The 20,267-nt window shown below is 51.5% G+C and carries 22 protein-coding genes; 5 read left to right on the plus strand and 17 right to left on the minus strand.

Going from position 1 to position 20,267, the window contains the following annotated elements; all coding sequences use genetic code 11:
- Positions 1–30 precede the first annotated feature (30 nt).
- The 12 genes from R0137_RS17085 to R0137_RS17140 all read right to left on the minus strand — a co-directional run bounded on the left by R0137_RS17085 (position 31) and on the right by R0137_RS17140 (position 11,721).
- Positions 31–1,449, minus strand: coding sequence for a polysaccharide deacetylase family protein (locus R0137_RS17085; protein WP_407327614.1), 1,419 nt, complete (start codon positions 1,447–1,449; stop codon positions 31–33).
- Between the two features lie 92 nt (positions 1,450–1,541).
- Positions 1,542–2,621, minus strand: a complete 1,080-nt coding sequence (locus R0137_RS17090; protein WP_407327615.1) for a GNAT family N-acetyltransferase — start codon at positions 2,619–2,621, stop codon at positions 1,542–1,544.
- Between the two features lie 20 nt (positions 2,622–2,641).
- Positions 2,642–2,872: a phosphopantetheine-binding protein gene (locus tag R0137_RS17095; RefSeq protein ID WP_407327616.1), complete on the minus strand. Its 231-nt coding sequence runs from the start codon at positions 2,870–2,872 to the stop codon at positions 2,642–2,644.
- Positions 2,865–3,800, minus strand: coding sequence for a ketoacyl-ACP synthase III (locus R0137_RS17100; protein WP_407327617.1), 936 nt, complete (start codon positions 3,798–3,800; stop codon positions 2,865–2,867). The genes R0137_RS17095 and R0137_RS17100 overlap by 8 nt, the downstream gene beginning before the upstream one ends.
- Positions 3,797–4,387, minus strand: coding sequence for a hypothetical protein (locus R0137_RS17105; RefSeq protein ID WP_407327618.1), 591 nt, complete (start codon positions 4,385–4,387; stop codon positions 3,797–3,799). Before R0137_RS17105 ends, R0137_RS17100 begins: the two co-directional genes overlap by 4 nt.
- An 82-nt stretch (positions 4,388–4,469) precedes the next feature.
- Positions 4,470–5,132: a class I SAM-dependent methyltransferase gene (locus tag R0137_RS17110; RefSeq protein ID WP_407327619.1), complete on the minus strand. Its 663-nt coding sequence runs from the start codon at positions 5,130–5,132 to the stop codon at positions 4,470–4,472.
- 14 nt (positions 5,133–5,146) lie between these two features.
- Complete coding sequence (locus tag R0137_RS17115) at positions 5,147–6,595, minus strand: oligosaccharide flippase family protein (RefSeq protein WP_407327620.1); 1,449 nt, start codon at positions 6,593–6,595, stop codon at positions 5,147–5,149.
- Positions 6,596–6,600: 5 nt separating this feature from the next.
- Positions 6,601–7,731: a UDP-N-acetyl glucosamine 2-epimerase gene (locus R0137_RS17120; protein WP_407327621.1), complete on the minus strand. Its 1,131-nt coding sequence runs from the start codon at positions 7,729–7,731 to the stop codon at positions 6,601–6,603.
- Positions 7,724–8,854 (minus strand): DegT/DnrJ/EryC1/StrS family aminotransferase, encoded by a 1,131-nt coding sequence (locus tag R0137_RS17125; protein ID WP_407327622.1) that lies wholly within the window; start codon positions 8,852–8,854, stop codon positions 7,724–7,726. The genes R0137_RS17120 and R0137_RS17125 overlap by 8 nt, the downstream gene beginning before the upstream one ends.
- Positions 8,851–9,432, minus strand: a complete 582-nt coding sequence (locus tag R0137_RS17130; protein WP_407327623.1) for an acyltransferase — start codon at positions 9,430–9,432, stop codon at positions 8,851–8,853. Before R0137_RS17130 ends, R0137_RS17125 begins: the two co-directional genes overlap by 4 nt.
- Positions 9,429–10,382, minus strand: a complete 954-nt coding sequence (locus R0137_RS17135) for a Gfo/Idh/MocA family protein (protein WP_407327624.1) — start codon at positions 10,380–10,382, stop codon at positions 9,429–9,431. The genes R0137_RS17130 and R0137_RS17135 overlap by 4 nt, the downstream gene beginning before the upstream one ends.
- A gap of 34 nt (positions 10,383–10,416) precedes the next feature.
- Entirely contained in the window at positions 10,417–11,721 is a 1,305-nt protein-coding gene (locus R0137_RS17140) for a nucleotide sugar dehydrogenase (protein WP_407330042.1), read from the minus strand.
- Positions 11,722–12,052: 331 nt separating this feature from the next.
- Here R0137_RS17140 and R0137_RS17145 point away from each other — a divergent pair, with 331 nt between their 5' ends.
- Positions 12,053–13,150 (plus strand): hypothetical protein, encoded by a 1,098-nt coding sequence (locus R0137_RS17145; RefSeq protein WP_407327625.1) that lies wholly within the window; start codon positions 12,053–12,055, stop codon positions 13,148–13,150.
- Between the two features lie 11 nt (positions 13,151–13,161).
- Here the strand turns inward: R0137_RS17145 and R0137_RS17150 are convergent, their stop codons facing one another.
- Both R0137_RS17150 and R0137_RS17155 read right to left on the minus strand, forming a co-directional pair.
- The gene (locus tag R0137_RS17150; protein ID WP_407327626.1) at positions 13,162–13,896 is read right to left on the minus strand and encodes an ABC transporter ATP-binding protein; all 735 of its coding nucleotides are present in this window, start codon (positions 13,894–13,896) and stop codon (positions 13,162–13,164) included.
- Entirely contained in the window at positions 13,893–14,669 is a 777-nt protein-coding gene (locus R0137_RS17155) for an ABC transporter permease (protein ID WP_407327627.1), read from the minus strand. Before R0137_RS17155 ends, R0137_RS17150 begins: the two co-directional genes overlap by 4 nt.
- A 76-nt stretch (positions 14,670–14,745) precedes the next feature.
- Between R0137_RS17155 and rsmA the strand changes: the two genes are divergently transcribed.
- The 4 genes from rsmA to R0137_RS17175 all read left to right on the plus strand — a co-directional run bounded on the left by rsmA (position 14,746) and on the right by R0137_RS17175 (position 18,253).
- Positions 14,746–15,552 carry a 16S rRNA (adenine(1518)-N(6)/adenine(1519)-N(6))-dimethyltransferase RsmA gene (rsmA, locus tag R0137_RS17160; RefSeq protein WP_407327628.1) on the plus strand — a complete coding sequence of 269 codons (807 nt, stop codon included), beginning with the start codon at positions 14,746–14,748 and terminating at the stop codon, positions 15,550–15,552.
- A gap of 133 nt (positions 15,553–15,685) precedes the next feature.
- Positions 15,686–16,105, plus strand: coding sequence for a Co2+/Mg2+ efflux protein ApaG (apaG, locus tag R0137_RS17165; RefSeq protein WP_407327629.1), 420 nt, complete (start codon positions 15,686–15,688; stop codon positions 16,103–16,105).
- 15 nt (positions 16,106–16,120) lie between these two features.
- Positions 16,121–16,945: a symmetrical bis(5'-nucleosyl)-tetraphosphatase gene (locus R0137_RS17170; protein ID WP_407327630.1), complete on the plus strand. Its 825-nt coding sequence runs from the start codon at positions 16,121–16,123 to the stop codon at positions 16,943–16,945.
- A 9-nt stretch (positions 16,946–16,954) separates the two neighbouring features.
- Positions 16,955–18,253, plus strand: coding sequence for a multifunctional CCA addition/repair protein (locus tag R0137_RS17175; RefSeq protein WP_407327631.1), 1,299 nt, complete (start codon positions 16,955–16,957; stop codon positions 18,251–18,253).
- Here R0137_RS17175 and folK read toward each other — a convergent pair.
- From folK to tsaD, 3 genes are read right to left on the minus strand one after another with little or no spacing between them, the layout of a single operon-like run.
- Positions 18,229–18,717, minus strand: coding sequence for a 2-amino-4-hydroxy-6-hydroxymethyldihydropteridine diphosphokinase (folK, locus tag R0137_RS17180; protein ID WP_407327632.1), 489 nt, complete (start codon positions 18,715–18,717; stop codon positions 18,229–18,231). The genes R0137_RS17175 and folK overlap by 25 nt on opposite strands.
- Positions 18,714–19,076, minus strand: a complete 363-nt coding sequence (folB, locus tag R0137_RS17185) for a dihydroneopterin aldolase (RefSeq protein ID WP_407327633.1) — start codon at positions 19,074–19,076, stop codon at positions 18,714–18,716. The genes folK and folB overlap by 4 nt, the downstream gene beginning before the upstream one ends.
- The gene (gene tsaD / locus R0137_RS17190; RefSeq protein WP_407327634.1) at positions 19,073–20,131 is read right to left on the minus strand and encodes a tRNA (adenosine(37)-N6)-threonylcarbamoyltransferase complex transferase subunit TsaD; all 1,059 of its coding nucleotides are present in this window, start codon (positions 20,129–20,131) and stop codon (positions 19,073–19,075) included. Before tsaD ends, folB begins: the two co-directional genes overlap by 4 nt.
- Positions 20,132–20,267 lie beyond the last annotated feature (136 nt).

Consider the following 20,267-nt stretch of genomic DNA (forward strand, 5'->3'; position numbering starts at 1 on the left):
GAGTTTCTAACATAGCTATAGCTATGAGACTCAAGCAACAAGCTTTGTGTAAAACGAGAGATCATCTGCGCTCGTCAAATGGGAGTTGTGCCACAACAACACAAAGTTGCCACTCATCAATTCACAGGCTTCCTTTAAGCCGAGCATGACCTCTAAAGCCTCATCCGTGTATCCAAGACCCATGTAATTCCTGGAAATGACGGAACATTCCATAACAATCAGAGGGCGCTCCCTTAACGACAAAGCTCGCCTTGATTTCATATCGAACAATGAAAACTCTCGACATGTCCCGCAGCGAAATCCTGGCCGATCGGCAAAACCTAAGGTACTGTCGTAGGACATCCCATTTTTCTCAAGCAATATGGGCGTGACTCTCTCGTTCCAGCGAAGGTAGTGCTGGCGTCCCCCAAGCGTAAGGGAAGGCATACCTGCTAGCTCGAGTTCGCCTCTAAGAACATCAAACGAGCTTGCCATCGCGTCTTCATTATCACAGGTGCCGTAGCCCGGATGTATGCCCACTTCGTGACCGCGCTCCTTAATCTCGCTCAACAATGCCCGCATACCAGGATGCCTGAGGTTGGTAGCTTGATCATACTTAGAATGAGAAACTTCTGGGATTACATTGAACGCCACGGACCGACCCGCCCGCTCATTCAAATCCATGATTTTCGATATTGCATCTCGAAATTTGTCACCGCGGTAATCACGTTTTCGAAAGCGAAGACTGCCGGCGATGCTCTCATAAGCGTCCACAAGAGATTTCCGTTTCAAGATATCACCGCCAATGCGTCGCATGCTCGTAGCTAGGTCACCCGCATGGCTGAACGGTCGATCCACATCACAGCTTACGATTGTTTGGCTGACATGTTCTTTTCGCTTTAACTGCGGCCAAATTTCGACAAGAGCGAACCAAAGAACCTCCACATATTCGTCCACGATAGGCCGCATCAAAACACCCGCCCGGAGCGCGAATGACAAATCACTAGAAAAACGGGAGTGGGCGTCTCGAACTGATGTTGCAAACTCTTCATACCTTGACAGCATAAAAAATGCCGACCCAAAAATATCTATTGGTAAGGCTATACGATTACCAGCGCCTGAGTTGTTGCGACTAAAGCTCCTAGTAGGCTGTGAGCTTCCGTAAATAACAGGGAGTATTGGACTAGTAATCGCTATAAGGCTACTAAGTTCTGCTACATCCCAGGAAACGAGAGCATGCACCGGTAGTGACTTGGGATCCAGCCAGAGGTTTGCATCAGACTCAAACTGGCCAAAAAAAGAATCCGGCAAGCAAACTTCACCTGAGTGCTCATCGAGGCTGATACAGACATCCTTGCGATCAGATTGAACCAGCCGATAATCAAGGCCGAACCAGTCTTTCAAGATAACGTCGCAAACGTACTGGCGCTCTTTGCTAAAACCAGTAGGACTTGTTATTAGCAAATCCATTGCTAGCTATCAACCTCTCGCCAACTAAGACACTGGGTGACAAAAAACAGTATGGAAGGACAAGCAAAACGCAGACTAATCATAAAGGGGATTCAGCGCCCCTCCGTAACTATCGGAGTGAGTGTCCAATCATGTAGCTGGACATCGCGTGATCCACCCCGCTCTGTCACCAGCCTCGGCATGCGGGCTGGAGTTCGCTTTCTGAGAGGTCGCAGAAGCTTTATAGCTAAGAGCTCATGTTGATCCATAGCTTGAAGCATTGGTACATTCGCAGCATCGGAAGTACTTTGGAAGCCGAAATAAGAAACGCCAGAAGATCTCATCGCGTCTAAAAACACTCCTAAAAAAACCTGATAGGCCTCCGTTTCATTTGGCGAAACAGCAATATCCTCTAGCCAAACTCCACGGGAAGTAACGGACACGATGGCAAAGCCCTCAGCGCCTCGCTCCTTAAATACAAATGCATAATGACGTTTGTAGGGGTTCTGCCAAAAGCGCCACTGCAAGTCTTCCGCATCTCTACGAGGAGCCACAGAGAAGGAATGTCGAGCATTGCTCCAAAACTGATTGAGGAAGCTGCTGCTTCTGGCCGCCTCTGATGACAAAAATCCCGATTTTAGAAGCCCTAATTCAAGCTCATCATTGCCTCCTGGCTCACTCGGTATAGAGGAACGGTAACCCCAGGCCTTAGATCGCAAGAACGCGACGGAATCAAAGGAAAATGCCGAACCGGTGGCTATATAGAGTGTTCTCCATTCGACAGGAAACTGGTAACCGGTAGCCAAGCGAGTTCGTATCGCCTCGCTTGGTCCCATAGTCGCAAACAATGCGTCATAGCGCTTTATATATTCCCGTTGGAATCGAACTTCATATCGAGGGTACAAAACTCTTCCGCGATACGCTGGCAACACCATGGTGTTTTCAATCTTGCCAAACAAAAGATCTGTGTCACCACGGGTAAATCGAATTGGCATAACGCCATGATGGCCTATGATCTTACCACCACGCTCTTCGTCAATAATCAGCCAAATATCTCCCAGGCCGGAAGGTGATAGCAACCACTGCCATTGATACTCTTCTTGGCTTCGTTGGCGGCCCGTTACTTCACGGTAAAGAGCGTTAATCTCTTCACCATCTCCGTCAAGATACTGGCGAATAGTAAACTTACCCATGACTAAGAGTGCGCCGCGTTCTATCTCCCTCGATTTATATATTGGAGTAGGTCATCGAGTGAATTGATAATCTCGAAGTCCTCGTCGGGCACCTGCACCTCGAAAACAACGTCAACCTCAGTCAGTAGATTGAATACGTCTAGGCTATCCATATCAAGTTCTTTAAATGTCTTACCGAAGTCGGATTCACTGACAGTCGCTTCAATACCAGCGTCTTGGAACAAAGCGATAAGTTCCCCTTTTTCAATCATAGCTATGCCTCTCAATCAAATTTGTCGCCCAAGAAAGTCCAACGCCAAAGCCTGACACTACGACTCTTTCGATGTTACTCCCGAGCACGTGTTTTCTTAGCAAAATCGGGATGGACGACGATACGGTATTGCCCGTTAGTTCCATGTCTTTGATGAATCGATTATTCAAATCTCCGAACCTCCGAGATATCGCGTCCAAAATAGCCGCACTCCCCTGATGGAGACAGAACAAGTCCACATCATCAGGCGTAATCCCTCTCTGCTGCAAAAGTTCGTTAATCTGTTTGGGCACTCGAGTAGCAGCGAAGTTAAATACTTGGCGTCCGTTCATTACCAAATGGCGCCCTTCATCAACGTGAAGGTTACTCCAACCAGCGCCGTCAGTAGCCAAAATCGGCGTGCCGTACTTCCACAACCCATCTTTACTAAGCCATGTAGCGGTCGCCGCGTCGCCAAAGAGTAGCGCCGTGTTTCGGTCTTTCGGATCGACTATTTTAGAATAAGGATCTGCGGTAACGAGAATCCCGTTGGTCAAGCCGGCTTGCTCCATCAACCCACGAACAATGCTTAACCCGTAAACATAACCCGAGCAGCCTAAAGATACATCAAAGGCAGCCACGGCCTGCGATAGTTCTAGTCTCTCGTGAGCCAGTGCCGCAGTATGCGGCAAGCCAAAGCCGTCCGGGTTTTGAGTGACCACGACAAGTGCATCAATGTTTGCTCTGACCAAAGCAGAGTCCGCCAGCAAACGCTCTACCGCTGCCACCACGAGATCTGAGGTATCCTCATTATCACTCAATACTCGCAGCTGCCGAGCGCCTATCTTATCGGTTACAAAGCTCGGCTCTTCTCCGAAACGAGCACCAGACACTAGGTTATCGACCGTAGTGTCGGGCAAATGCACTGCAATATCTCGTATTCCTATCATGGGTTTCCAAGAATAAAACGAATATTTCCAACAAAAGCGCCATCTAAATGAATACTGCAGCGCATAAATCGATTGGCGATGTGACCCTGCCTCTCGATTACGATGGACCGAAAGTCTCTATCAATGTCTGCCTCTAAGTCGAGCTGCCCAAAAATCCATTTGCCGCTAGATACGGGCATTAGATGATAGGCCAGCCTCTTTGTGAGAGCGATTATATTTTCTATCGGTGAATACCCCAGATGGTAGTCGCATATCAAAGTCTCATCACGAATAGAGGCTTTGCTCACTATCGAGGGCTCGTCGAATGCATAAGCTTCGATGATGCTCACTTGCGTCTCTATGATCCAAAACGGAAACTCAGACCCGCTGTCAGCAATCCATTGGCCTTGTCCCACCTTGATACTTCCCTCTCCGGGTGTATCCCAACAAAGTAACACTTGTGTTCGCGAAAACGAGCGGAAGGCCAACCTCTTTAAACGACCGCCATTGCGAAGGCTTAGCTCACGAACAACCGTGTTGTAGATGTCACTACCATGTAGATAATTTCTATTGCCCTTGAACTTTAACTTGAGCAAAACGCTAGACATCTCCAGCCTCCCTAAACGGATTGTAGTGCGCCAAATTCACTACATAACTTATGGATCCTGTATCAAGTGGACTGCCAGCCCCCTAGTCTCCTCTGATGGCTGAAAAATACTGGATGCATCCGATTTTATCGCGTGGTGTCAACACGAACCCCCTGCGCTCAACAATCGACGTAAGGGCCTGAAGCGACAGCAGCTGCTTACCTTGGATCAATTTGTCGCTTTTAGCGAGCTCCCAAAAATGCGCTTTTGTAGTAATCCTGCCTCGGGGCACTGACAGGCCAAACCGAAGCTCGCGGACACGCGGCAACTTGATGCTCGCAGTAAACAAAGCTCTTTCATTCCAAGGAAGCGAGAAGTGTATTGCACTCACCTGTGATTCAGCCAAGCGATCTATCACCTTTTCAAAAGTCTTCAGCGGAATATGCTCAAAAACCTCAAAAGCAAGCACGACATTAACGTGATGTGATGAATAATCGAACTCGGCTGCACTACCGCAGTAATCAGGCGACTTGTTCTCGTCAATATCCAACGTATCGACTTGCCAACCACGGCGCTTGAGCAAATCCGCGAGAAGATTAGTTCCAACGCCAATCTCAAGCAGGTGCTGGGTGCGATCACAATGCGTATAGACAATACAAGCCTGATGCCAATACCAATTGAAATGCTTGCTTGTCTCTAAATCATGAATCCAGTCGGCGGAGTAAAGGACCTCAACACCATCAACTTTTTTTCTCTGGTAGTCCACTATGCCCCTCGGATCTAAGATGCCATTTTTGCGACGAATACCCAGCGGACGATCACGAGACAACCCGCAGAAACTACGGCGAAAAGAAACTCGACCCGGCCTAATTGTGCGCTATACAAGCTGTAAATTAATAATGGTATTACAGACAATACCGCATACCACGCACTTTCTAAGAGGGATTTAATCTGACTTGCCATTGACAGGTTTAACAGCTTCGACATCACCACCGCATAGGATGCGTACCCAAGCACACTGGCAACAGAAAATGCCGCAACCGCCACGTACAAATCTGAGAGGTACACACCAATGCCAATTGCAATTGACCGAAGGGCAAACAGGTTAACCTGCAGGAGTAAGCCCTTAGCTTGCTGCTCAAGAATTGCCATTACTACGCTCAAGGGAGCTATAACGAAGCCAGCAAACGCTCCTAGAGCCAGCCACCGCACTAGTATCCCTGCGTCTCGCCAATCTGCCCCCAACACCAACTCCATCAAATCAGGACCAATGAGCATAAGCACAAGAGCGGGGGGAAGCCCTACTTGAATCAGCTTATGTTGCACGCCAGAGTACGTCTTTGGAAGCTCCACGCGCCGATCTGACGTACCGGAATGCGCTAGCAATACATTACCGATAGCGCCTCCGAGAAGGCTCGTGGGAAGCACTAACAAGCGATTTGCAATCAGGTAAAGACCCGCAGCTGCGGAGGAAAAAAAGGCGGCGAACACAAGAATTGGCAAATGCTGACCCACAATATTCACCAGTCCAGCCCACGTGGTATACACAGGAAATCGGCGATATCGATGTGCTGAACTGCAAACCCCGCTCCAACTAACAGATCGAAGTGCACTCGAGCTTAGCGCACTGACTCCTAACCGAGACAAGCCCACCCCTTGACCTACTGCTTGTCCTATTAGAAGTACAGCGCCTCCGTATTTGTAACCAAGGATCTGGATGATAAGCGTAGCGAAAGATTGTCCAACCCTCGCAAAAGCTATTGTTTGAAACAATTTGGAACGGACCCCCCAATAATGAAAGATGTTGTAACCGCCTATACACAGTACGCCCACGGGTACCAGCCATAGGTATGGCTCAAGCAAAGGAACATTCAGTTTGTGAGTGAGTACGGGACCACTCGAATACACAAGTAGGGTTACTACAACCGTGACGCCAGCCAAAATGGCAATACAAAGCACCAACAGATTAGCTGCAACGACATCATCATCGGCTAAAGGTATTGCCAACTCGTATCTTAGGGTCGCTAGCGCGGCTATAATCGTCAAAACGGCGGTAAAAACCGCAAGGAGACCAAAATGATCCGGGGTATAAAGTCTAGACAGAACTGGCGAAGCTAGTACAGTTAACGCTTGAGCGGTTACCGCGCCGCCGGCTAAGACACTTACGCCGCGTGCAAAAGAGCTCTTTGGCAATAAAGAACTCAGTACAGCTTTTATTGATGGAGTCACCGAGATTAGAGAAGCGAGGCGAGCTTTTCTGATGCTTTGCCATCTCCATAGAGGTTTTTCAGTTGGTCATTGGGAACTGTTGTTTCGCGCCAGGCACGAACGATACCGGCCTCATCAGCTCCAACCAATTGATTCCAACCCGAGTCAACTGTTTCCACCCACTCGGTCTCGTCACGCAGCGTGATACAAGGCACGCCGTGGAAATAGGCTTCTTTCTGCATGCCCCCGGAGTCTGTAAGTATCATTGATGAGTGCATCTGAAGTGCGAGCATCTCGAGATAAGGCACTGGAGGGAGTATATGAAGGCCTTTTAGTTCATCGCTGGCGCCTATTTGGTTTAGCTTACTCCGTGTACGGGGATGCAAGGGTAAAACAATGGGGATCTCCATCGCGATTTGGCGCAGCGCAGACAAAATAGCGCTGAGACGTTGGCGATCATCGGTGTTTTCTTGACGATGCAGGGTGCAAAGTAAATAGTCACGCCGCTGCACGTTAAAGCCTACCAAATCTGAGCTTATTTCTGCTCGATTACGGTAGTGTAAAACAGCGTCGAGCATGACATCTCCAACTTGCTCAATGCGCTGTTCTTCAGCGGCCCCGCTGTCTATCCTAACGTTTGTTCTCGAGCGCGGGCGCTGAGTAGCCTGAAAAGGAAAGCCCTCATGACTTAAGTTTTGAGTAGCTACGTCACTCGGGCACAGCAGCAAGCTAGAGATGCGATCAGTAAGTATGCGATTTACTTCCTCAGGCATTTGTGGATTGTGTGATCTAAGGCCCGCCTCTACGTGCGCCACTGGCACATCTAGCTTAGCGGCAGCCAAGGCACCAGCGAGAGTCGAATTAGTATCGCCATAGACAAGAACCCACTTTGGACGCTCAGCCAAAATCAGCGCTTCAATTTGCTCTAACATCCGCCCTGTCATGGCTCCATGACCAATACCGGAAATACCTAGATTAAAGTTCGGTGGGGGAATATCGAGCTGATCGAAAAAAACCTCAGACATATTGGCATCGAAATGTTGCCCTGTGTGCACGATGACTTCTTCAAGGTCATTGCGACTTTTCAGAGCACGACTCACCGTCGCAGCTTTAATGAACTGAGGCCTTGCCCCCAGTATGGTAAGAATTTTATCCACTGAAAATAGCCCCTTTCGACACCGCCGCCACCAGCTTCTCTGCGATACCTCGCTGGGTTTCCTGATCAAGATACGGATGCATCGGTAAACTGAGCACACTGTCAGCTGCAAGGTCACTCTCGGGACATGACGCTGCACTATCTTGGATGGCTTGCTGCTTGTGCAGGCTCATCGGATAGTAAACCGTCGTCGTTATACCTTCTGCTTTTAATACCGCTTGCACAGCGTCACGATACGAAACCCTTAATGTGTATTGCGCCCAGACGCTCGCTTGCCCTTCAGACTGATACGGCCTTACCAACATCCCTAAATTGTCCGAAACGGTCAACTCACTGATGAGCTGGTCATAGCGACCCGCAACCTCCTGCCGCAAAGCAAGCTCGTCATCAAATATTCGCAGTTTTTCAAGAAGAATCGCAGCCTGAAATGTGTCGAGCCTGCTGTTCACTCCCACCACATCATGATGATAGCGGGCGCTCTGTCCGTGCCGAGCAATTTTGCGCAGCGAATGTGCGAGACCAGCATCACTAGTGAAAATCGCACCACCATCCCCGTAACAACCCAAGGGCTTCGCCGGAAAAAAACTTGTGGTCGCTATAGTGCTGAGGTTGCACGATTTTTTTTCGCCATAGCTAGCCCCAAAACTCTGAGCGGCATCCTCAATAACAACTATCCCCGAACGCTGGGCAATCGTGTTGATAGCATCCATATCGGCGCACTGCCCAAACAAGCCCACAGGAATAATGGCTCGAGTTCTTGGCGTAATTGCCGCCTCAAGAAGCCTGGGATCCAAATTAAAGGTATCGGCCCGAATATCCACGTAGACAGGCTTTGCACCAAGAACCGCTGCCGCTTCTGCCGTCGCTATGTAGGTAAAGGCGGGGGTTATGACCTCATCCCCGGGGCCCACGCCAAGAGCCATTAGCGCAATTTGAAGGGCGTCGGTTCCATTGGCGCAGCTGATGCAGTGTTTCGCTCCAGTGTATTGGGCGAGTTTTTCTTCGAGCTCCTCTACTTCAGGACCGAGGATGTACTTACCATGCTGGAGCACACGTTGTATTGCGGCATCAATCTGAGGCTTTATCCGCGCCTGCTGAGCCGCGAGATCAATAAACGGAATCACGTCAGAAACCTTAGCAGCTGGTCATTTTTCAGAACATAGCGAGCACCGGAATTCCGGCAGAGCTCTTCACCTTGACCAGTCAGCGGCAGATTCAAACGTTCACCGAAAGCGCTCATCCAACCTATTTGCTGTGCAGGCACACCGACCATAAGCGCGTAGGGCTTAACATCGTGATTGACCACGGCACCTGCACCCACAAAAGCAAATTCACCAACAGTCACACCACAAATGATCGTGCAGTTAGCTCCAAGCGTCGCTCCGCGTTTGATCAGTGTGTTTCGATATTCGTCTTTACGCTCTACCAAAGAACGCGGGTTGTACACGTTGGTAAACACCATGCTTGGACCACAAAAAACGCCTTCCTCTAGCGTTACGTTGTCGTAGACAGACACGTTATTTTGTATTTTGCAGTTATCCCCAATAATCACTTTGTTGCCAACAAAAACACCTTGGCCTAGGGAAACGTTGCCCCCGACGCTTGCGCCGGCGCAGACGTGGCAAAAGTGCCAGATACGCGAACCATCACCAATTTCGGCCCCCTGATCTACGATCGCGCTTGCATGGATCGTCGCGCTCACGAATCCATCAGCCCCAGGAATGGGTGATAGTCGCCGTTGCGGCCTTGTGGGGAAGCCGTGCGTATATCAGCGACGGTCTCAATAGCCACTCGATTAGCCTCAAGGCCAAACCCATTGCCTGCTAGAATTTCCTCATAGCTACGCGTATGCAAATCGGTAAATCCTCCGGAGAACTCAATCTCATCCCCGGACACGTTAATGGATCGAAAGGTACGCTGACCTGCCGCACGAACATCTTCGGGCACGTCATTCACATCCAGAGACAAAAACCACCGCACGCGAGCCTTCGCGTACTCCAGGTAACCCGCCGCTTTGGTCGGTGCGCTGTAGTGCACAACATTGGACTGTAACTGACCGAACACAAACTGAAGCATGTCGTAAAAATGGACACCAATGTTCGTCGCTATGCCACCCGACTTCTTCTCATCGCCCTTCCAGCTTTGTAAGTACCAATGGCCACGAGAAGTAATGTAGGTGAGGTCCACGTCATGCTTGTGATCGCCGGGCTGCGCATTCACTTTGTCACGCAGCGCCAGAATTCCCGGGTGCAAACGCAACTGTAAAATTGTGTGCACCTTCTGCCCCGTGTCTTTTTCCAACTCCAAAAGACCATCAATGTTCCATGGATTGAGAACTAGGGGCTTTTCGCAAACGGCATCGGCACCCGATCGTAAAGCGAAACGCATGTGCGAATCATGCAGATAATTTGGTGAGGCTATAGAGATAAAATCAACGGAAGCGCCGTCATGGGCTCTGTGCTTTTTATCGATGTGCCGGTCAAAGCGCTCAAACTCTGTAAAAAAATCTGCGTCTGGGAAGTAGCTATCAATGATTCCTACGGAGTCATTGGGATCTAAGGCAGCTACCAAAGAGTTCTGTGTTGCTTTGATAGCTTTCATGTGTCTCGGCGCGATGTAGCCAGCTGCGCCAATAAGTGCAAAGTTCTTCATCTAATGTTAGTCCGGGCTATCAGCGTATTAACAATCAGGCCTTAATTAATTGTTCCAGGGGTTTACGAAATTTACCGCGGCTATCAATGATGAGCTTGGCATGCTGAGCTATCAATTCGTAGTCAAAATGATCGTGATCTGTCGTCAAAACCACCGCATCAAATTCAGCCAATGATTCGTCACTTAGCGGCACGCTCGTTAGGTCAAAGCTGTGCTCGCGCATGCTGGGAAACACGGGGACATGCGGATCTGAATAAGCAACGATTCCACCTTTGCCTTGGATCAACTCCATGATCTCCACTGCGGGGGACTCACGCATGTCATCAACGTTCTTTTTGTAGGCAATACCCAAGACCAAAATACGGCTGCCCTTAAGAGCCTGTGCTCGCTCGTTGAGACCCTCAACCAGCTTATCGACAACATATTCAGGCATTGCTCGATTCACCTCACCCGACAGCTCAATAAAACGGGTGTGGAGACCATATTCTCTAGCCTTCCAGGTTAGGTAAAAGGGGTCGATGGGTATGCAGTGTCCACCGAGGCCCGGGCCAGGATAATAAGGTGTAAAACCAAAAGGCTTGGTGGCAGCGGCGTCAATCACCTCAAAAATATCAATGTCCATTTTATCCGCGACAATTTTCAGCTCATTGACTAGGCCGATATTCACCGCTCGATGAATATTTTCCAGCAACTTGGTCATTTCAGCGGCTTTTGTTGAGCTTAGTGGTACAAGCTGATCAATGGCGTGCCGGTAAAGGCTCATGCCCACCTCTAAACAATTGGGCGTATGTCCTCCTAGTACCTTGGGAATGGTTCGGGTTTCAAAGTCAGGATTGCCTGGATCCTCTCTTTCTGGTGAGTAGACCAAAAAAATGTCGTTACCGACCTTCAGTCCTCCCTGCTCCATGCGTGGCAGCAGCTCCTCCTCGGTCGTACCCGGATAGGTCGTACTCTCGAGACATACGACCTGCCCTTGCCTTAAAAACGACTGCATAGCATCTACAGTGTTTATAACAAAGCTGAGATCTGGCTCTCTGTGTTTGCTTAGCGGAGTTGGAACGCAGAGCAATAGGGCGTCTGCTTTGCTAACCTCCGAAAAATCAGACGTTGCTCTGAACCCTGAGCGAATCGCTTGCTCTATACGCTCAGACGAGATGTGCTCGATGTAACTCTTTCCTTCATTAAGCGACTCAATTTTCTTGGGATCTACGTCGATCCCCAACACCCGAAGACCCACCTCGGCAAAACGCAGCACTAGCGGGAGTCCAACATAGCCAAGGCCGATAACGCCAATAAGCGCCTCTTTCTTGGTAAGTTTCTCAATAAGCTTATTCTTCAAATTACTCACAAATTTACATTTAATTAATGACGGTCGAACACTTACCCATTAAAACAGTGCTCTAAATGGAGCGTCGAGGGATATCTTCGGGCGCTTCCATACCGAACACGTTAGTCTACCCGCGACACCTTCTCTATCAGCATTTAGTTTACGTGAATTCGCGGGCGCAAGCGCCCTAAAAACCAAAACTCAGCATGAACGCGAAGCATTTGGCCTCCATTTCATCAATCCAAGGGGTTATCATGTCGATCAGCATATAAACTCGTAATAACTAGAGACCCTATTCGGCAGCATGTACCTTCTGATCACGCATCTCTGTTGCATACAATAAATGCCCTCCGCTCTTGGATATTTCTTTTTTTCATTTGTACTGACCTTGGGGTTTATCTGGGCTCTAGCCTTGATCGCACCCAAAGTTGGACTTATAGATACGCCGGATTACCGGAAACACCATAAGGGGGCCATTCCTGTGGTGGGCGGCATTGCAATACTGCTGACATTCATCACGAGCACTGTGATATCTGGCGAACAAACACAATCCGTACTTGGAGCCTCTGGAGCGACTGTTTGGGTGTTCCTCTTGGCCGCCACTTTGTTAACTATACTCGGAGCGCTAGACGACTATCGCGCAATAGGCGTCATGACCCGTACAATCTGCGAGGTTTTGATAGCGCTACTTCTAGTCGAAGGTTTGGACTTGATACCTCGCAACTTGGGCGATTTAGTCGGATCAGGCAACATACGTGTACCGGATTGGGCGGCTTATCCGTTCGCTCTAATAGCCATTTTTGGCGTTATCAATGCCTACAATATGTTGGACGGCATAGATGGACTTCTTTCATCTCTAATTCTCATTACCGTCACCGCATTTCATCTTTTCACGCAAATCGAGCCTAGTTTCGTATCCCTAACTCTTGGCGGTGCGCTTGCCGCGTTTTTAGTGTCTAACTTGGAGTTAGCTCCTTTTGTGCCAAAGACTTTTTTAGGCGACGCGGGCAGCAAGTTGCTAGGTTTCATCGTTGTATCACTGATACTGGTCGTGACGACAAAACAGATTAGCGGCGAAAAATACATCGCGCCTGTGACCGCGCTCTACCTTGTGGCGTTACCACTTTTCGACATGGTCTTCATCACTCTGAGAAGGATTTACGGCCGCAAGTCCCCATTTTCCGCGGACCGGAGTCACATACACCATCTCATGAATGACTTGGACATGAGTCAAAAGCGGTCGGTAGCCCTTATCAGTTGCGCGTACCTAACTCCGGCGTTTATTGGCTTGATGCTCGATCGAGCGGGCGCCGCCACACCTCAACAGTTTTTTATTTTTTTAGGGCTCTTCATCGGCTACTGCCTAATCATGAGCCAAGCTTGGCGAGTAGCCAAACGATATCAAGCACTCAAACTCCAAGTACAGCTGCAAACTGATTAGCGACCATGTCGCTAGTTTCGATAAGCTCTCAGTGTCTCACCAACCCCGCCGTAACCCCGCAACACCCCTTCGTCAATCCAAGCAGCCACATCACACATCTCTTCGATCTGACTCTCAGAATGAGACACAATCACAACCGTCTGCTCCCCTACGACGCGTTCTCGCATAGCTGCCGCGGCTTTTTCACGAAAACCACGATCACCCACGCTGAGCACCTCATCAATTAGCAGAACCTCTACCTGAGTCTGCAAAGCCGTGCTAAAACCTAGACGTGCACGCATGCCTGCTGAATAGGTCCTTACCGGTTCATCAAAGGACACGCCTAGTTCAGAAAACTCACGGATAGACTCCAGACACGCATCCGCCTCCTTGGCGGTGGCTCCCTGTAAAAGGGCCGCCACCCTCGCATTGTCGCGCCCCGTAAGCTGCAGCTGAAAGCCCAGCCCTAGCGTCAGCAAGCTATAGCGAGCATCCGGCTGGCGCCGAATCTCGCCACGACTCGGTGCCAGGATTCCCGCCATCAAACGCAGCATCGTGGTCTTACCGGCACCGTTCCTACCGAGAATCCCCAGCGTTTGACCGCGATAGAGCTTCAGAGACACGCCATCAAGCACTCTGTGCAAACCTTTCTCAAAGTTTGATCGACGCGCGTGATAAGAGTGCGACACGTCTATCATCTCGAGCATTATTTGTGCCGACGATGCACTTCTCTCTATGCCTGCCGGGCTGCCTTCTGGATTGTTCACGATGTAATCGCTCTTAAGGCAAGAAACTGACTAGATCGACCGTACAGAACTCGCAAGCCGGCAATACCAACAGCTGCCGCAACGCCTATTCCCGCCAGGTGCCCAAGGTGGGGGCGTTCTCCGAGCATCAATACCTGGCGATAGGCATCAACGATAAAGGCCAAGGGGTTAAGCAGCAGAACCCACTGGGCCATCTGGGGGTCAGGCAAAGCTCTTACATCCCAAAAGATGCCTGACGTAAACAGTAGGAATATCATCGACAGAGCGATTACGACAGTGAAGTCGAAAACAAGACACACTAGAAATGCGCCTACAAGTGATGCTGCAGCGATCAATAGGTAATTGACGAACAACACGGGACCGAGCCACAACCAATTGGTAGTTACCGGATACCCATTGAGAATCAAGAATCCAAACAGCAGCGCAAACACGGCCCCCTGACGATATAAACCTTCCTGAATCGCCACCATCGGAAACAGTGTCTTCGGTAAATCGATATTGCCTATAAGCCCTTTACTACTGACGATCGTTCGGGATGCGTGCACCACAGATTTTGAGAACCACACAAACGTGAGCTTCCCGCACATCAGAAAGGCAAGGAAGTTTTCCTGGCGCGTACCCAGCAAAACATCAAACACCACGTAAAACACTGCTACGTAAAGAAGCGGCTCGAGAACCCACCAAAAATAGCCGAAGTAAAGCCTCGACGCGTCCGCCTTAAGCGACATACGCGCCATTTCATCGACCAACATCCAAAATCGTCGCGTCGTCATACCCAAACTTTGTGAAAATTGAGCACGCATTCTAGCAGTGCGAACCCTTGGGCGCGCACCGCGTTAGAATGACGCCATGAGCAAGCAAAGAACCCCATCCCATCAACCCCGCAAACGCTTCGGGCAAAACTTCCTCCGCGATGCCGGGATCATCGACCGCCTGGAGCGCGCCATCGCCCCAGCCCAGGCCCAACACTTGGTGGAAATTGGCCCCGGCCTTGGCGCTCTCACCGATGCGCTCCTCCAAAGCGGCTGCGAGCTCGATGCCATCGAGCTGGACCGTGATCTGGTGACGCCCTTACTGGCCGCGTTCAGTATCCACCCAAACTTCACCCTCCACAGCGCGGACGCTCTGAAGTTTGACTTTGAGAGCGTAGTTAACGGAGATGAGCAACTCCGTGTCGTCGGCAACCTGCCCTACAACATCTCCACACCGTTGATATTTCGCCTGCTGGATCAGGCAAGCATCATCAAAGACATGCACTTCATGCTGCAGTTAGAGGTCGTACAGCGCTTAACAGCGCAGCCTGGCAACAAGCACTGGGGCCGGCTAGGCATCATGGCCCAGTACCTGTGTCACACGGAACTGCTTTTTGAGGTGCCACCCGAGGCCTTTGATCCGCCTCCCAAAGTACAGTCGGCGATCATTAGGCTTACCCCGCATCAGAGCCCATTGTTTCCCGACTGCAACGCGGTGCCTTTGGAAAAGGTCGTCAAAGCCGCATTTGCCCAGCGTCGGAAAACCCTGCGCAATAATCTCAAGGGCCTACTGACAAATGAAGTAATCGAAACCATTGATATCGATCCCGGTTGCCGCGCAGAAACATTGGACCTTTCGCAGTTTGTAGCGCTCGCAAAGCAGTTGGAATCCGAATCCCTCTGATCCCATCGGGGCGATATGCTCCCACGGCGCTTAGTCCACTTGCACCTCATGGGAACAGCGCTTATAAAGTGCTCATCACGCGACGCGGTGTTTAAAAAACTCACTGTCGAGACCTGTTAATGAGACCGTCCCCATGAGTCAGATCAAGACGCTTAATCCGGCCCTCATAGGCATTGCGACGCAAACTACTTACCTGCCGACCCATTCGCGTCCTGAAGACGATCAATACACCTTTGCCTACACCATAACCATAAGCAATGCAGGTGATGTATCCGTACAGCTGCTCTCTCGTTTCTGGCAGATCACAGACGCCGATGGCGATGTACAGGAGGTGCGCGGTGAGGGCGTAGTGGGAGAACAGCCGATCATCCGCCCCGGAAGATACTTTCGTTACACAAGCGGCGCTACGCTGCCGACACCCGTCGGTTATATGAACGGCGAATACACCATGATCCTGCACGATGACGATCGTCCACCGGATCCAAGAGACCAGCTCGCCTTCGAGGTCAGCATTCCGGCCTTCACCCTTCACACTCCCACGTCCCTTAACTGACGTCGGTCATCATAAGTGGCCACGTGGGTAGTAGGAGACATTCAAGGCTGTAAAAAGCCCTTAAAACGTCTGCTCAAAAAAGTGAATTTCAGCTGGGACCGAGACATGCTCTGGTGCACCGGCGATATAGTGAATCGTGGCCCCAAATGCCTAAAGACGCTGAGATTTTTCTACCAGCATCGCGACAATATTCGCATTGTGCTGGGCAATCATGACCTGCATCTCATGGCCATTGCCGCGGGAGCAAAAAAGCTTGGGCGTCACGATACGCTAGAGCCAATTTTGCTAGCGGAAGATCGCGAAGTGCTCATCGGCTGGTTGCATCAGCAACCACTGCTATACCAAGAGCACGGATTCACACTGGTGCACGCGGGCATTCCGCCCCAGTGGAGTGTGGACGAAGCCGCAACCCGGGCACGAGAGGTCGAGAGCGTCCTGCAAAGCCCTAATTGCACCGAGTTTTTTGCTGCCATGTATGGCAACGAACCCGCCCTATGGTCAGATGACCTTGAGGGCATGGACCGACTTCGCGTCATCACCAACTACCTCACCCGTATGCGTTACTGCTTTGAGGACGGCCGATTAGATCTTGAAAGTAAGGGCCCCCTTGGCAACCCCGGTGGACCGGCTGCCAAGAATGAAGCGCTTGATGCCTGGTTCAACTACCCCAACCGAAAAGCCACCTACGACCGAATCCTCTTTGGCCACTGGGCGTCGCTTCAGGGACAAACAAGTACTCCCAACGCGATTGGCCTGGATACTGGATGCGTATGGGGTAACGCTCTGACTTTTTATTGTCTGGAAACCGGCGAACGCGTTTCTGAGCCCTGCCCCTGCTAAAATCCCTCCATGAAAACCTACCTGGTCGGCGGTGCCGTTCGCGATGAACTCCTCGGATATCCTGTTAAAGAGCGGGACTGGGTGGTGGTTGGGGCCATGCCAAAAGAGTTGCTGGACTTGGGCTACACCCAGGTTGGCAAAGACTTCCCGGTATTCCTTCACCCTGAAAGCAAAGAAGAGTTCGCCCTTGCCCGCACCGAACGCAAAAAAGGCCATGGCTACACTGGCTTTGAGACCCATTACGATCCTGATGTCACCCTCGAAGAAGATCTTCTTCGCCGGGACCTCACCGTCAACGCCATCGCTCGCGATGATGATGGATCGCTGATAGACCCCTTCGGCGGCTCCAAAGACCTAAACGACCGAGTTCTCCGACATGTGTCGCACGCCTTCACGGAGGACCCCCTCCGGGTACTTCGCGTCGCTCGCTTTGCTGCTCGCTATGCGCACCTGGGTTTTACGGTTGCCCGCGAGACGATAACCCTCATGAGCGAAATCGTCGCAGCAGGTGAACTCGAATACCTGCCCGCGGAACGCATTTGGGTGGAGACTGAGCGCGCGCTTCGCGAACGCGATCCGCAGGTATTCGTCGAGGTGCTCAGGCAGTGTGGCGCTCTCAAAGCGCTTTTACCCGAAGTCGATGCCTTGTTCGGGGTTCCCCAAAAAGCCGCCTATCATCCTGAGATTGATACAGGTATCCACGTTCTCATGGTGCTCAAACAGGCCGCGCTACTCTCTCGCGAGCGCCGATCGAATAAGAATGTAGAGCAAACGGAGTCCGGCAATAGCCAGGTCGTGTTCGCGGCGCTAACCCACGATTTGGGTAAGGGCATAACGCCGGATGACGTGCTGCCCAGCCACAGAGGTCACGAGCGCGCTGGCCTGCCGCTGGTTGAGGATGTCTGCGCGCGCTTTAAAGTACCCAATGCTCACCGGCAACTGGCGCTCACGGTTTGCGAGTACCACCTGCATATGCACCGAGCTCGGGAGCTTCGCGGAGAAACCTTACTCAAACTTCTGGAAGCTACCGGTGCGCTACGACAGCCAGAGCGTTTTGAAAACTACCTTTTGGCCTGTGAGGCGGACTCGCGCGGGAGAGAAGGTCATGAAGACAGAGACTATCCCCAGGCGGGCTATCTACGAAAAGCTCGGGACATCGCGAACGCGGTCACCGTTGCCGGCTTACAAACGGCAGATTCCCAAAACGCTAAGCTTGAAGGGAGAGCGATTGGCGAGGCACTCCGTCAGGAACGCATAAAGAGACTTAACCAGCTGCGAGACGACTACACCTCCAGTGCCACCGCTTGAAGTGGCTGCGCCGCCGCATCATACGCATTCCAAAGGTCGCTATAAGTCCGGCCGTTAACCGGATGACGATCATCAGGCGCTAGCTCTGCCAGGGGGCGCAGCACAAAGGCGTTTTCAAGGATTTCTCCTCGCGGTAGCACCACTCCGTCGACCACTCCGCTCAGCTCGCCATAAATCAATATATCGATATCCAAAGATCTTGGACTGTTTCGAGAAGCATTTTGAGGTCGCCCATGAGCATATTCAATGGTTCGCAGAGCGACCTGGAGCTCTCCCACGCTGAGCGACGTGCTCGCCTCAACCACCAAATTCCAAAACGGCGCCCCGTTAAACCCAATGGCCGCACCTTCGTAAACAGGCGACAAACGCAGCGGCCCCAAAAGAGACTCCAGCTCCGCTAAACCGAGGGGCAAATAACGCTGCGGCTCAATATTGCTGCCAAGACCCAAAAACAACTGTGTCATGCAGGCCTCGATCCCCGCTCGATTAGCACACCGACATCGACAGCCTCAGTAACAGCACCCGGCTTACACACACGTAAGCGTAACCAGGGCACCGAAAATTCCCGCATGACGAGTTCAGCCAATGCCGTCGCCATTTTTTCGATGAGTTCAAAGCTGCTCTCTGCGGCGAACTCCCGAAGACGAGTGGCGACGGCCGAGTAGTCCAAGGCGTCGGCGACTTGATCACTAGCGCCCGCTGGTGCGATATCCCAGGCCATTTCCAAATCCACTAACAGTTCCTGGCGGACCTCACGCTCCCAGCCATACACACCGATAGTCGTCGGGAGTTTCAGGCCGCGAATGAACACAATGTCGCTCACAGCTGATCGACCGCGGACACCGAAAGGGAAGCTATCGGTGGCAACTCTGTCATTGGCCAGCGCGGCCGAACCTGAACTTCCGCCCCATCGACCTGTCCGGCCGCCAAGCGCTGCGCGCCGGCATACGCAATCATCGCGCCGTTATCCGTACAAAACTGTGGCGCTGGGTAAAACACCTCAGCACCTCGCTTCGCTAATATAGATGCGAGCTGCTGACGAAGATTTCGGTTAGCGCTCACCCCTCCCGCCATGACCAGGCGACTCAAACCTTCTTGCTCCAGTGCTCGGCGACACTTAATGACCAAGGTCGACACTACGGCCTCTTCAAAAGCACGAGCTATGTCTGCTTTGTCCTGATCGCTCAGAGGTCCCTGCTCTTCCAACTCCCTAACGGTCGTCAAGGTATGGGTTTTCAGGCCACTGAAAGAAAAATCCAAACCCGGGTGCTTGATCATCGGCCGCGGAAAAGTAAATCGATCGGTGCTGCCGTCTTCGGCAATTCGAGCGATCTGCGGCCCTCCGGGATACGGCAAACCGAGCATCTTCGCTGCTTTATCAAAAGCCTCACCCGCCGCGTCATCCAGTGATTCGCCCAACAAACGGTATTCACCAATCCCATCCACCCGAACGAGCTGGGTATGACCGCCCGATACTAAGAGCGCCACAAACGGAAATTCCGGACGCTCCTCTTCCAACATGGGCGCCAGCAGGTGCCCTTCCATGTGGTGCACGCCCAGTGCCGGAACCCCCCAGCCCAGGGCCAAAGAACGAGCCATAGTCGCACCCACCATGAGAGCGCCTACCAGACCGGGGCCGGCGGTATACGCCACCGCGTCGACATCAGAGCTCCGAAAGCTTGCTTGATTAAGCACCTCCTGCACCAGCGGCAGGGTTTTGCGCACGTGGTCTCGTGACGCGAGTTCGGGTACGACGCCACCGTATTCGCGATGAACCTCTATTTGGCTGTACAGCGTATGCGCAAGGAGGCCGCGCTCCGTGCTATACAGCGCCACGCCGGTCTCATCGCAAGAGGTTTCGATACCGAGAACATTCATGATTAGGTCCTATTTCACGCCAAAACCTCTGGGTTATGGCGCGGGAGGCGCAAGTCTAATGAATCCCGGCAGCCTGTGACAGGCCAGACGGCTCCAAAGAGCCTCTAGTTGTGGCAAAAAAAACCGCAATACTGAC

The organism is Congregibacter brevis, assembly GCF_045689245.1.
Lineage (GTDB): Bacteria > Pseudomonadota > Gammaproteobacteria > Pseudomonadales > Halieaceae > Congregibacter > Congregibacter brevis.

Bases quoted from the DNA above. Each gene is read 5' to 3' on its own strand.
- R0137_RS17085 (WP_407327614.1), bottom strand. From the start codon at position 1,449: ATGGATTTGCTAATAACAAGTCCTACTGGTTTTAGCAAAGAGCGCCAG.
- R0137_RS17090 (WP_407327615.1), bottom strand. From the start codon at position 2,621: ATGGGTAAGTTTACTATTCGCCAGTATCTTGACGGAGATGGTGAAGAG.
- R0137_RS17095 (WP_407327616.1), bottom strand. From the start codon at position 2,872: ATGATTGAAAAAGGGGAACTTATCGCTTTGTTCCAAGACGCTGGTATT.
- R0137_RS17100 (WP_407327617.1), bottom strand. From the start codon at position 3,800: ATGATAGGAATACGAGATATTGCAGTGCATTTGCCCGACACTACGGTC.
- R0137_RS17105 (WP_407327618.1), bottom strand. From the start codon at position 4,387: ATGTCTAGCGTTTTGCTCAAGTTAAAGTTCAAGGGCAATAGAAATTAT.
- R0137_RS17135 (WP_407327624.1), bottom strand. From the start codon at position 10,382: ATGAAGAACTTTGCACTTATTGGCGCAGCTGGCTACATCGCGCCGAGA.
- R0137_RS17145 (WP_407327625.1), top strand. From the start codon at position 12,053: ATGCCCTCCGCTCTTGGATATTTCTTTTTTTCATTTGTACTGACCTTG.
- R0137_RS17155 (WP_407327627.1), bottom strand. From the start codon at position 14,669: ATGACGACGCGACGATTTTGGATGTTGGTCGATGAAATGGCGCGTATG.
- rsmA (WP_407327628.1), top strand. From the start codon at position 14,746: ATGAGCAAGCAAAGAACCCCATCCCATCAACCCCGCAAACGCTTCGGG.
- apaG (WP_407327629.1), top strand. From the start codon at position 15,686: ATGAGTCAGATCAAGACGCTTAATCCGGCCCTCATAGGCATTGCGACG.
- R0137_RS17175 (WP_407327631.1), top strand. From the start codon at position 16,955: ATGAAAACCTACCTGGTCGGCGGTGCCGTTCGCGATGAACTCCTCGGA.
- folK (WP_407327632.1), bottom strand. From the start codon at position 18,717: ATGACACAGTTGTTTTTGGGTCTTGGCAGCAATATTGAGCCGCAGCGT.
- tsaD (WP_407327634.1), bottom strand. From the start codon at position 20,131: ATGAATGTTCTCGGTATCGAAACCTCTTGCGATGAGACCGGCGTGGCG.